Genomic DNA, 12,631 nt, shown 5'->3' on the forward strand with positions numbered 1-12,631 from the left:
GCTAGAAAACATTCCATATCACTTTTGGAAACATTTCAAAAAAAAACTGGCTGTAAAATGTAACATTTCACGATTTTTCACGTCTTAATAGAAAGCTTGTAATTAAAGTATTAACAGATTTTTATTACAAACCCATTTTTCAAATAAGTAATATTGCCCTCAAAATTACCCTAAGATGATTGAAATCAAAGACCTTCATAAATCCTACCAAACAGGAAAATCAGAACTGCACGTTTTAAAAGGAATTAATTTCAGTGTAAAAGAGGGCGAATTGGTAGCCATCATGGGTTCATCTGGTTCAGGAAAATCAACTCTTTTGAATATCCTTGGAATTCTTGACGAAGCCGATTCTGGATCCTACACTTTGGATGGCGTTCCCATCAAAAACCTTAACGAAACACTTGCTTCACAATATCGAAATAAATTTTTAGGGTTCGTTTTTCAATCCTTCAACCTTATCAATTACAAATCGGCGTTGGATAATGTTGCGCTTCCATTATATTATCAAGGTATCAAAAGCAAGGAAAGAACCGAAATTGCGATGAGTTATTTGCAAAAAGTAGGTCTTGGTTCGCATTCGCATCACTTGCCAAACGAACTATCAGGTGGACAAAAGCAGCGTGTCGCCATTGCAAGAGCCTTGGCTTCACAACCAAAAGTGCTTTTGGCCGATGAGCCAACGGGAGCATTGGACACCAAAACTTCCTACGAAGTAATGGAACTTATCCAGGGTATCAATGACGAAGGTAAAACAATCCTCATCGTAACACACGAACCGGACATTGCCGCAATGTGCAAACGAAACGTAATCCTTCGAGACGGATTAATCGTAGAAGACAAATACATCACCCAACAAAGAGTTACCGCAAATGTTTAATATCGAGCGCTGGCAGGAAATTTTTGAAGCAATCAGCAAGAACAAGTTGCGTACTTTTCTTACTGGAGTTTCTGTCGCGTCTGGAATTTTCATCCTAGTAATCCTTCTTGGGGCTGGAAGAGGAATCCAAAACGGAATTCAAAATCAGTTTGCGCAAGATGCAACAAATCGAATTTCTATTTGGCCGGGCGTTACCCAGAAAGAGTACAAAGGTTTGGGAATTGGACGTCCGACTGTCTTAAAAAACAGGGATTACGAAATTGTAACTCAAAAATACGAAGACCTTATTGACAAGAAATCGGCCATTTACTCTGTTTGGAGCGGAAATATAACTTACGGAAAAGAAACCGGAACCTATCGTGTTGAGGGAGTCAATCCTGATTATCAGTTTATTGAAAATGCTTCAATAATTGAAGGTCGTTTCGTTAATTTTAGGGATATTCAAAATTTTGAAAAGACAGCCGTAATTGGTAAAAAGGTTGCCACTGATTTATTTAAAAACGGAAAAAAAGCGTTGGGAGAACGTATCAACATATCGGGAATGATTTATAAAGTAGTGGGCATTTTTAAAGATCCTGGAGGAGAACGTGAAGAGAGTCGTGTTTTTATTCCAATATCAACAGCACAAAAAGCATACAGTGCTGGAGATACTATCAGGAGTTTGGCCTTTACGATGCCTAAAAATACCGATTTTAATAAAGCCGTTGCAGAATCTAAAAAATTTACCGACCAACTTGGAAAAGTATTAAGAGAAAGACACGATATTGCACCAGATGACGAATCCGCACTTTACATCAATAACTCCTTAGAAGAAGCAAAAAAAATATATAAAATGACCGACATTATTCAAGGCTTCTTTTGGTTTGTTGGGGTTTTAACCATTATTGCAGGAGTTGTCGGTGTAGGAAATATTATGCTTATCGTAGTAAAAGAACGAACAAAGGAAATTGGAATACGAAAAGCTTTGGGAGCTTCCCCTGCTTCAATCATCATAATGGTTTTACAGGAATCAGTTTTCATTACTTTAATTTCTGGATTTATAGGCCTCTTGATGGGATTGTTGCTTTGGGCGGGAGTCGGACCGATGATTGAAAGTGACTTTTTCTCTCATCCTGAAGTTGACTTCAATATAGCACTGACAACTGTGATATTACTGACCGTTGCCGGTGGTTTTGCTGGATTTGTTCCGGCTTATAAAGCGGCAAAAATTAAACCGATTGTAGCACTTAGAGACGAATAATATGTTTAATAGAGACAGATGGAATGAAATACTTGAAGCCCTTTCGGCTAAGCCATTGCGTACTTTTATTACAGCATTTGGGGTTTTCTGGGGAATCACAATCCTGGTAATCTTACTCGCAGCAAGTACTGGTTTAGAAAATGGCATCAAGCAAGGATTTGGAGGATTATCTACCAATTCGATGTTTGTTTGGGCAAATTCCACTTCTAAACCTTATAAAGGATTGCCACAAGGAAGAAGATTCAATTACAAGAATGGCGATGTAGATGCCATTAAAAGAGAATTTAAAGATTTACAATTTGTATCTCCTAGAAATCAATTAGGTGGTTTTCGCGGGAGTAATAATGTAATTAGAGGTACAAAAACTGGTGCTTATAACGTTTATGGTGACTATCCAGAGTTCATTATGCAACAGCCCATGAAAATTCTCAAGGGACGATTTTTAAACTATGAAGACATCAATCAGAAAAGGAAAATCGCCGTTATTGGAGAGGGAATTATCAGAGAGATGTATAAACCTGGAGAAGAAGTTTTGGGGAGCTATATAAAAGTGAACGGCGTGAACTTTATGGTCGTTGGTGTTTATAAAAGCATTTCCAATATGGGTGGCGATGCCGAAGAAAGTCAGAAGCAGATATTTACACCGTTTACGAGTTTTCAGCAAGCCTTCAATTATGGCGATATCGTAGGATGGATGGCCATTACCGCAAAAGATGGTGTGCCGATAACAGAATTAAAACCAAAAATTTTCGATCTACTAAAGGCAAGACACTCAATTGACCCATCCGACGATAGTGCCATTGGAAATTTCGATTTATATGCCGAGTTTTCAAAAATCAGCGGGTTGTTTTTTATTCTAACAGCCGTATCTTACTTAGTAGGAGGATTAGTGTTGCTTTCAGGTGTAATCGGAATCATAAACATCATGTTGATTGTTGTGAAGGAAAGAACAAAAGAAATTGGCATACGACGTGCACTTGGAGCAACACCTTGGAACATTAGAACACAAATTCTAACCGAATCAGTAGTCTTGTCGCTGATAGCGGGTATGGCAGGAATTATTTTCTCGACAGGAATCATTGCTATTGTCAACTCCTTATTGGATAGCATTCCAGATAAATCCGAAGTCATGTTTGCTAATCCAAGTATCAGTTTGGGTGTTGTGGTAATTGCACTTATGATACTGGTTGTGGCCGGATTGATTGCTGGTTTCATCCCGGCTCAAACTGCTATAAAGACAAAACCAATTGATGCATTAAGAACAGAATAAACTAAATCATAAAATCAAAATTTTACCTCTCAGATATGAAAAAAAGAACCACCATCATCATTTTAATCGTCCTAGCGATAACCTTCGGAGGAGCTTTATATTATTTGTTTCAGAAGAACCAACAATCGCCAACGGTTTATAAAACCGAAAAAGCAGAAATCAAAACTATTACAAAAAATACCGTTGCCACAGGAAAAATTGTTCCAAAGGAAGAAGTATTGATCAAACCGAATATTTCTGGAATTATAGAAGAGGTTTATGTTGAAGCGGGAGATAATGTAAAAGCGGGAGATTTGATTGCAAAAATCAAGGTGGTTCCGAATATCGCAAACTTGAACAGTGCCCAAAACCAAGTGCAATCGGCAAAGATTGATTTGGACAACCAGCAAAAATTATATGCCCGTCAGAAAACATTGTTTGACAAAGGTGTGATTTCTGCCAACGATTTTGATGTGGCTGAAACAACCTACAAGCAATCACAGCAAAACTACCGTTCGGCTTTACAAAACGTTGAAATCATCAAAACAGGTACTTCAAAAAGTATGGCAAGTGTGGCACAAACTATGATACGTTCTACCGTAAACGGAATGGTTCTGGACGTTCCTGTAAAAGCTGGAAACCAAGTAATTGAAAGCAACAACTTTAACGAAGGAACTACAATTGCAAGTTTGGCAGATGTTGGAAGTATGATTTTTGAAGGAAAATTGGATGAATCTGAAGTTGGAAAGATCAAATTGAATTTGCCTTTGGAAATTACTGTTGGAGCCATCGAAAACAAGAAATTCAGTGCGGTTTTGGATTATATCGCACCAAAAGGAACCGAAGAAAATGGAGCGGTTCAATTCCCTATCAAAGGAACTCTGGATAATAAAGAAAATACGTTTATCCGTGCGGGTTTGAGTGCCAATGCTTCTATTATTTTGGAAAAGGCTGATAAGGTTTTAGCCATTAAAGAATCATTGGTACAATTTGATGAAAAGACAAAAAAATCGTTTGTAGAAGTAGAAGTTGGAACACAAAAATTTGAAAAAAGAAATGTTGTTCTAGGCGTAAGTGACGGTATTTATGTGCAAATCAAAAGCGGCGTAACCAAAGACGATAAAATTAAAGTGTGGAATCAAGCTGTAGAATAATGAAAAACTTAAATTATATAGCAACGATTGTCTTCCTATTGTCAGGATTATCATCACACGCACAGGAAAAAAAATGGACATTGCGCGAATGTGTAGAGCATGCACTAAAGAATAATATTACCATTCAGCAAACCGAATTGGATGCCCAACTATCGGCAATTGACAAGAAAGATGCTTTTGGCAACTTCTTGCCTTCCGTAAATGCAAGTGCATCGCATAATTGGAATGTCGGTTTAAACTTCAATCCGATTACCAACCTTGCCGAGACACAAACTTTCCAAAATACTGGAGTTGGATTAAATGTAGGCGTTGACATCTACAAAGGTTTGCAAAATCAGAATCGCTTGAGTCGTTCCAGATTAGCGATTATTGCCGCACAATACCAGATGTCCAAGATAAAAGATGACGTTTCATTGAATGTTGCGAATGCTTTCCTGCAGATTCTTTTTAACAAAGAAAATTTAAAGGTCCAAAAAGAACAATTATCAAACAACCAAAAACAAGAACAAAGATCACAGGAATTGGTAAATGCAGGTTCGGTTCCGAGAGGCGATTTGTTCGATATGAAAGCTACTGTTGCTACAAGTCAGCAAGCCGTTGTAACTGCCGAAAACACCTTACTGATTTCTAAATTGAGCTTGGCACAGCTTCTTCAATTAGAAGATTTTCAGAATTTTGATATCGCCGATGATAGTTATGAAGTAACGGAAAGCCAAACGATGCTTCAAACACCGAATTCTATTTTTGAGAAGGCAAGAGAGCAACGTGTGGAGTTGAAAATTGCGAGAACAAATTTAGAAATTGCCGAAAAAGACATTAAAATTGCCAAAGGCGGGTTTCAACCTACATTACAAGGGTATTATAGTTTTAGTGCGAGAGCAACCAATGCTGATCGTGTTGTGACAGATGCATTTGGAAATTTGACACTTCGTGGCCCAGCTCCTATTTTTGATCAGTTCAGTGACAGTAAAGGACATTCTTTTGGAGTTCAATTGAACATTCCTATCTTGAATGGCTTTTCTGTTCGAAACAATGTAGAGCGCTCAAAAGTAGCCTTGGAACGATCAAAAATCAATTTCAAACAGCAAGAATTGGATTTAGAGCGTAATGTGTTTACAGCTTTTACTGATGCAAAAGGTGCTTTAAATGCGTATGAATCGGCTGTTGTGGCATTAGAGGCAAGAACCGAAGCTTATAATTATGCAAAAGAACGATTTGCCGTAGGTTTGATGAATGCGTTTGATTTGAATCAATCGCAAACCTTATTTGCAAACGCACAATCAGATGTTTTAAGAACAAAATACGATTATATTTTCAGGGTAAAAGTGGTGGAATTCTATTTCGGAATTCCAATAATGGAGCAATAATTTATGACATCAGAAAAGATTTATATTCTAAATATTGAGACGGCAACCAAGAACTGTTCGGTTTCGATTGCTGAAAACGGAGTAACCTTGCTTTGCAAAGAAATTGCAGAACAAGGTTATTCTCATGCAGAGAAGTTGCATGTTTTTATTGAAGAAATTATCAAAGAAGCAAGTATCAGCCTGAGCGATTTGTCGGCTATTGCTGTGAGTCAAGGCCCAGGTTCTTATACTGGTTTGAGGATTGGTGTTTCTGCCGCAAAAGGATTGTGCTTTGCCTTAGATATTCCACTTATTGCTGTTGACACTTTAGAATCGTTGGCACGACAGGTAAATCAAAATGATGGAACCATTATTCCGATGATTGATGCTAGGAGAATGGAAGTGTACAGTGCTATTTTTAATTCCAATCACGAAAAAGCTAGAGAAGTTCAGGCTGAAATAATTACTGCAGAAAGTTTTAATCACATTGACGGTAAGATCTATTTTGTAGGCGATTGTGCTGAAAAATGCAAGGCCGTTTTAACAAAAGAAAATTTCATCTTTCTTGATGATATAATTTATCCCTCGGCAAAAGAAATGAGCCAAATCAGTTTTGACAAGTACAAAAAAAACGACACAGTTGATGTCGCTTACTTTGAACCTTTTTATCTGAAGGATTTTTTTATGACGAAATAATTATTTGAAAATTAAAGATTGTCAGGTTCAATTTTTAATTCTCCTTTTTTAATTGAAACTATCCGTGATAGACTCTTGAAAAGACAATCTTGTTGTCCTTTACCTCCAAAACTTCAGCAACAAGCATATCTTCTTCGTTGTCAACTGATCTTATGTATTCCATAAAAACACGGTTTTCGTTTGCCGTGAGCGAAGTAACTTTGTAATGAAGACTTGGCAATCTTTCGAAAGCATCTTTCCACCAACTTCTCATGGCATCCTTACCAATCACCAAACCATTCGTTTCGGGTTGTCTGATTTTTAATTTCGGACTGTAATGCTGTGCTTCGTCATCATAAAGCGATAAAAGTTGTTCAAGATTGTGTTTATTGAAGGCATCAAACCATTTGAAGGCGATGGATTGTAAAACTTGTGGTGTCATTGATTTAATTTAAAAACTCCTCTTTCAAAAGTTTCAAAAGAGGAGTTTGTTTTATTTATTTTCGAAGATTTTAAACGTTCTTCAAATTGATAATTTCCTGTTCGGTTAGCAGTCTCCAATTTCCTCTCGGTAGATTTTTTTTAGTTAATCCTGCGAAAGCAACGCGGTCGATTCTTAGAACATCATAGTCGAAATGCTCAAAGATGGAACGAACCACTTTGATGTTGGAACTTCTTATCTTAAGTCCGACTTCGCTTTTTGGCTCCTTTTCGATATAACTGATTTCTTCCACAAAAATTCTATGATTGTCGATTGTCAAACCTTTACTGATTTTTTCAAGGTCTTCGAATTTCAAATTCTTATCCAGCGAAACTTGGTAGATTTTAGAAGATTTTTGGCTCGGAAGACTGAACTTTCTAATCATATCCGTGTCGTTGGTCAATAACAACAAACCTGTGGTGTTCTTGTCCATTCTTCCTACTGCAGCAATTTTTGCAGTGGTAGAACCTTTTACCAATTCTAAAACATTGCGGTATTCCGCTCCTTCATCAAAAGCTGTGGTAAAATTTTTGGGCTTGTTCAAAAGGATGTATTCCTTTTTTTCCGGTGTTAGATTCACTCCGTCGAAATTCACGACATCGGTTAATTTTACCAGATAACCCATTTCGGTAACAGGAATTCCGTTTACTTTTACGTTTCCAGATTGGATGTAGATATCTGCATCACGACGTGAGCAAACTCCTGAATTGGAAATATATTTGTTCAAACGAATTTCGTCTGAAGCTTTTGCTCTTTTTGGTGCCTGATTTGGCTTTTTGGCAGATTTGGCTTCTTCAGCCGTTGGCTTGTCGGCTACTTTCTTCTTTGGCTTTTGGGAACGCTTGTCCATTGCCGGTTTTGGCTTGTTCGAACTTGGTCTGCTTGTACCTGTTCGCTTACTATTGCCTCCATTGTTATTCATAAATCAACATAATTTGTGCAAAGATAGGTTATTTTAGATTGCCGATTTTAGATTGTAGATTTTAGATTGCAGATTTGAACTTTAAATTGTTGATTTTGAATTTGATTTTTATGATTTCTACGATTTTTTTCTGGAATTTGACATTGAAATTGATTTTTGAAGTTGTTATTGATGTAGCCCGGTCCCGAAGCTTCGGGAGTAAAGAAAACCCCGGAATTGTGAAAGCTAGTTTTTCCTGACGCAAAAGAGCGACCAGCGGAAGCTCCTTTTGTGGCTTGGGAAAACAGCTTTCACAATGAGGAGTTGAAGTGGAAAGCCGGATTGGCTTCTTATTTAAATCTTTAAAAGCAGGTTTCTTCCGTGCCACAAGACGGCTGGGTCGATGAGCACGATGCAGAAAACGCCTGCAACGATTAAGAATTTCAGGACGTTATGGAGTTTTAGGAATTGTTCTTTTGTTTTGGATTTCCAAAGATATAGTGTGAAAAATATGAGAATGATGAGGCATACGTAAAAATAGATGTCCATGTAACCGACGTCGTCCAATTCGATGAGAATGTAAACGGGAATGATGGTGAGGATGCACAAAACGGTGATGATGTATTTGGATACTTTTTCGCCGTAGACTACCGGAATGGTTTGATAATCGTTGGAGAAATCGCCGATGATGTTTTCTAAATCCTTGATCATTTCGCGGATGAGAAGCAAGAGGAATAAAAAAGTGGCGTGTGAAAAGATGACCACGTAGGAACTTTTGTCTTCGATGTCTTTATAATACATTAAAAAGATGGCGAAGAATGGTAGAATTGCCATCAAGGTTGACATTAAATTCCCAATGATGGTAAAGCGTTTCACTTTATGAGAATAGAACCAGATGAGGAAAATATAGACCGAGAAAAACAAAGATGCTCTCCAGGAAACCAGCAAAGCTAAAAGTGCGACGAGAAAATTAAGCGAGAAATAAACCGTCAGTTTTGTCTTTTGGCTGACCAAACGGTCGAGCATTGACTTCTGAGGACGGTTGATTAAATCTTTTTGGCTATCATAGAAATTATTGATGATGTAACCCGAAGCTATCGTGAGCGAAGAAGCCAAAACAATGATGAAAAGATTAAAATCTAATAGGGTTTCAAGTGCTGATTTGTTTTTGGCCAATATAAAAATCGCCGAAAGGTATTGTGCCAGAATGATGATGGGAATGTTGTAACCTCTGACGACAGAGAACAAACTGATAATTTTCATTACGAGAAGTTTGTTCTTTCTGCTTAGCATTTTATGGGGTTTGGATATTTAAAATTCAGATGTAATCCAAAAGTACTTTTTAAAATTGATAAACCACTTCTAGTTTGTAATCTTTTAAGGTTTGTTTTGCTTTTTCCAAATCCTGAGTGAAGCCTAAGATATAACCTCCTCCACCAGAACCGCAAAGTTTTAAGTAATAATCGTTTGTATCGATACCTTGTTGCCAGATTCCATGAAATTGCTCTGGAATCATAGGTTTGAAGTTGTTCAAAACCACTTTTGAAAGCTTTTTGGTATTCGAAAACAATGATTTCAAATCGCCACCAAGGAAATTCTCCACACAAGCATCGGTGTATTTTACAAATTGGTTTTTCAGCATCGCACGGAAACCTTTGTCTTTCAGGTTTTCCATAAAAATATTGACCATTGGAGCGGTTTCGCCCACAATTCCAGAATCCAGTAAAAACACAGCTCCTTTTCCGTCGAAACTTTGTGTCGGGATTCCGGTTGCTTCGATATTATCTTTAGAATTAATCAAGATTGGAATGCTCAAATAACTATTCAAAGGATCCAAGCCAGAACTTTTTCCGTGGAAAAAAGATTCCATTTGAGAAAAAATAGTTTTCAAGATCAACAGTTTTTCTCTTGTAAGATTTTCCAAAACCGTGATTTTATTGTTGGCGTATTTGTCGTAGATCGCGGCAACCAATGCACCACTACTACCTACTCCATAACCTTGCGGAATGCTTGAATCGAAATACATTCCTGCATCTACATCTGTTTTTAAAGTAGCCAAATCGAAAGTAACCAATTCCGGTTGTTCTTCTTGCAGATTTTCAAGATAGGAAACAAATCTCTTCAGGCTTTGATTGGATTTTGCTGATGCTTCATCTAAAACATCTGCCCCTTTCAAAGCGCCGTTATAAAAATTATAAGGAATGGATAAACCTTTAGAATCTCTGATAATTCCGTATTCTCCGAAGAGTAAAATTTTTGAGTAAAATAATGGTCCTTTCATTTAGATTTCTTGTTTTTTAGTCTCTTTTTGATTCTGCGTTGGTTCGCTTTCTGCAAAATTTAGTATAAATATACGAATTATTTCAATTGCTCCACCCCATTTCCAATTACATCGCAAATATACTGCCCATTTTGACAATAGACAACCAATTCATCTTTAATAAATTGCAAAACCGTTTCGGTAACGTTTTCGGGATACAAAACGTGGACATTTGCTCCAGCATCCAACGTAAAACAAATTGGAATTTGAGTTTCGTTTCTAAATTTCCAAATCTTATTGATGATTTCCAATGTATTGGGCTTCATCAAAATAAAATAAGGCATCGAAGTCATCATCATGGCGTGTAAAGTCAAGGCTTCGCTTTCTACAATTTTGATAAATTCTTCCAGATTTCCGTTTTCTAAAATGGCTTTTATTTTTGATAGATTTTCATGCGCCTGTTCAAATCGCCTTTCGGCAAAAGGATGGTTGTGCATCAAATCATGGCCAACCGTGCTTGAAACTTGCTTTTCGCCTTTATCAACCAATAAAATCGTGTCTTGGTAATTCTGAAAATTGCTGTGAATTTTAGTTGGGAAAATAACACCAAACAAATCGGAACTTCCAGAAATTTCAGCATGATTTCCCCATTCTACAACATTTCCTCTAATGCTTCTGCATGCACTTCCCGAACCCAATCTTGCTAAAAACGAAGCTTTTTGATAAAAATAATGTTCGGTCATTTCGGGGTGTAACGCTTTTTCCAACGACATTAAATTCATTGCCAAAGCAGACATTCCTGAAGCGGATGACGCTATTCCAGAACTATGCGGAAACGTGTTTTGGGTGTCAATCGTAAAATGATAATCCTTCAAAAACGGCAGATAAACCAAAACTCTCTCGAAGAATTTTTGAATTTTTGGCTTAAAATCTTCCTTAGGTTTTCCTTCAAAAAGCAAATCAAACGAAAAATCGTCTGACGGATTTGCTTTCTTTTCAAAAGACAATTCCGTAATCGTTTTACAATTATTCAACGTAAAACTGATGGATGGATTGGCCGGAACCTGATTTTCTTTCTTTCCCCAATATTTCACCAAAGCAATATTGCTTGGAGCGCTCCATTTAAAAGTTCCTTTTTCGATGGTGGTTGAATATTTTGACGGGATAAAATCGTTTTCAGCAATCATTATAATTATTTTTCGCAAAGATACTTTTTTTGTCGAAACATAATATTGTGTAAAATCATATCGGATAATTGTAATTCAGATATTATAGAATTTGACTATTTTTGATAAAAAAAAGATGAACAAGTACGCAAAGATCGCAATAATGGTAGCCATTTGTTTAGCAGTAGGTTACTTATCAGGAATTGTAACTCGTGACAGCATTACGACTTGGTACACTACGATAGAGAAACCAAATTTTAATCCTCCGAATTGGATTTTTGCACCCGTATGGACAACGCTTTACATTCTGATGGGAATTGGAGCCGGACTTGTTTGGCATAAAGTCAAAAAGAAAAAAGAGGAAGTTTCAACAGCATTGTTATTTTTCTTTATACAATTAGGACTGAATGCCACTTGGTCACTTTTGTTTTTTGGCTTAAAAAACCCTCTTTTAGCCTTAATTGAAATCATTATTCTTCTATTGATGATTTATGAAACATTCATAAAGTTCAGCAAACTGAATAAATTTGCCGGATATACGTTTATCCCCTATTTGCTTTGGGTAAGTTTTGCTATGATTTTGAATGGGGCAATCTGGTGGCTGAACAGATAAAAAATCGTTTTTTTCGATTGCATAAAAAGCAATATTTTACACTCAAAAACCATTTTCTTTACACATCTTGCATAAAATCATCTTATTTATAATCAATAAAAATTAGCCATTTACAACGTTATAGTTAAAACGAAAGTGCATTTTATGGTTGTGATTTAAATAGATGAAACCTATCTTTGTAAGCAAAATTTTTTTTGCTAAAAATATCATTATGCAAACAGATCAATTTGATTATTTTCCAATAGTAATGCAGTTGCTTCTTGCAGTTGGATTTGTCGTGGCAACCATTATTGGCTCTAGCTTTTTAGGCCCAAAAAGGTCTTCCAAAAACAAAGACAAGAACTTTGAGTGCGGTATCGAGTCGGTAGGAAATGCCCGTATGCCTTTCTCTGTAAAATATTTTCTAGTAGCAATTCTTTTCGTTTTGTTCGATGTCGAAGTGATCTTTATGTATCCTTGGGCGGTGAATTTCAGAGAAATGGGCTTTGAAGGATTATTAAAAATGGGAATCTTTATGTTTCTTCTTATCGTAGGTTTTTTCTATGTGATGAAGAAAAAAGGATTGGAGTGGGAATAAATAAAAATTTAGATTTGAGAGTTTAGATTTTAGATTCTCAGATTATAAATAATGAAACTGGATTTCACATTTAGAATTTTCTGAATTCTAAA

At 36.6% G+C, this 12,631-nt stretch carries 13 protein-coding genes; 8 read left to right on the top strand and 5 right to left on the bottom strand.

Annotated elements, in window-relative coordinates; all coding sequences use genetic code 11:
- Positions 1-175: 175 nt before the first annotated feature.
- From ACI6PS_RS08485 to tsaB, 6 genes are read left to right on the top strand one after another with little or no spacing between them, the layout of a single operon-like run.
- Positions 176-877, top strand: coding sequence for an ABC transporter ATP-binding protein (locus tag ACI6PS_RS08485; RefSeq protein WP_421012125.1), 702 nt, complete (start codon positions 176-178; stop codon positions 875-877).
- Complete coding sequence (locus tag ACI6PS_RS08490) at positions 870-2,117, top strand: ABC transporter permease (protein ID WP_421012126.1); 1,248 nt, start codon at positions 870-872, stop codon at positions 2,115-2,117. The genes ACI6PS_RS08485 and ACI6PS_RS08490 overlap by 8 nt, the downstream gene beginning before the upstream one ends.
- Before the next feature lies 1 nt (position 2,118).
- Positions 2,119-3,387, top strand: a complete 1,269-nt coding sequence (locus ACI6PS_RS08495; protein ID WP_421012127.1) for an ABC transporter permease — start codon at positions 2,119-2,121, stop codon at positions 3,385-3,387.
- A 35-nt stretch (positions 3,388-3,422) separates the two neighbouring features.
- Positions 3,423-4,520 carry an efflux RND transporter periplasmic adaptor subunit gene (locus tag ACI6PS_RS08500; RefSeq protein ID WP_421012128.1) on the top strand — a complete coding sequence of 366 codons (1,098 nt, stop codon included), beginning with the start codon at positions 3,423-3,425 and terminating at the stop codon, positions 4,518-4,520.
- The gene (locus ACI6PS_RS08505; RefSeq protein WP_421012129.1) at positions 4,520-5,887 is read left to right on the top strand and encodes a TolC family protein; all 1,368 of its coding nucleotides are present in this window, start codon (positions 4,520-4,522) and stop codon (positions 5,885-5,887) included. The genes ACI6PS_RS08500 and ACI6PS_RS08505 overlap by 1 nt, the downstream gene beginning before the upstream one ends.
- A gap of 3 nt (positions 5,888-5,890) precedes the next feature.
- Complete coding sequence (tsaB, locus tag ACI6PS_RS08510) at positions 5,891-6,562, top strand: tRNA (adenosine(37)-N6)-threonylcarbamoyltransferase complex dimerization subunit type 1 TsaB (RefSeq protein WP_421012130.1); 672 nt, start codon at positions 5,891-5,893, stop codon at positions 6,560-6,562.
- Positions 6,563-6,620: 58 nt separating this feature from the next.
- Here tsaB and ACI6PS_RS08515 read toward each other — a convergent pair whose 3' ends face one another.
- From ACI6PS_RS08515 to ACI6PS_RS08535, 5 genes are all read right to left on the bottom strand, one after another.
- Positions 6,621-6,983 carry a nuclear transport factor 2 family protein gene (locus ACI6PS_RS08515; RefSeq protein ID WP_421012131.1) on the bottom strand — a complete coding sequence of 121 codons (363 nt, stop codon included), beginning with the start codon at positions 6,981-6,983 and terminating at the stop codon, positions 6,621-6,623.
- A 70-nt stretch (positions 6,984-7,053) separates the two neighbouring features.
- Entirely contained in the window at positions 7,054-7,944 is an 891-nt protein-coding gene (locus ACI6PS_RS08520; protein WP_421012132.1) for a pseudouridine synthase, read from the bottom strand.
- Between the two features lie 333 nt (positions 7,945-8,277).
- Positions 8,278-9,216 carry a geranylgeranylglycerol-phosphate geranylgeranyltransferase gene (locus ACI6PS_RS08525; RefSeq protein WP_421012133.1) on the bottom strand — a complete coding sequence of 313 codons (939 nt, stop codon included), beginning with the start codon at positions 9,214-9,216 and terminating at the stop codon, positions 8,278-8,280.
- Between the two features lie 49 nt (positions 9,217-9,265).
- Entirely contained in the window at positions 9,266-10,204 is a 939-nt protein-coding gene (locus tag ACI6PS_RS08530) for a mevalonate kinase (RefSeq protein ID WP_421012134.1), read from the bottom strand.
- Between the two features lie 77 nt (positions 10,205-10,281).
- The gene (locus ACI6PS_RS08535; protein WP_421012135.1) at positions 10,282-11,370 is read right to left on the bottom strand and encodes a diphosphomevalonate/mevalonate 3,5-bisphosphate decarboxylase family protein; all 1,089 of its coding nucleotides are present in this window, start codon (positions 11,368-11,370) and stop codon (positions 10,282-10,284) included.
- 115 nt (positions 11,371-11,485) lie between these two features.
- Between ACI6PS_RS08535 and ACI6PS_RS08540 the strand changes: the two genes are divergently transcribed.
- Both ACI6PS_RS08540 and ACI6PS_RS08545 read left to right on the top strand, forming a co-directional pair.
- Complete coding sequence (locus ACI6PS_RS08540) at positions 11,486-11,962, top strand: TspO/MBR family protein (protein WP_421012136.1); 477 nt, start codon at positions 11,486-11,488, stop codon at positions 11,960-11,962.
- Between the two features lie 211 nt (positions 11,963-12,173).
- Positions 12,174-12,539, top strand: a complete 366-nt coding sequence (locus ACI6PS_RS08545) for an NADH-quinone oxidoreductase subunit A (RefSeq protein ID WP_421012137.1) — start codon at positions 12,174-12,176, stop codon at positions 12,537-12,539.
- The last annotated feature ends 92 nt before the right edge of the window (positions 12,540-12,631 follow it).

The sequence above is a fragment of the Flavobacterium sp. PLA-1-15 genome (genome assembly GCF_049060005.1).
GTDB lineage: Bacteria > Bacteroidota > Bacteroidia > Flavobacteriales > Flavobacteriaceae > Flavobacterium.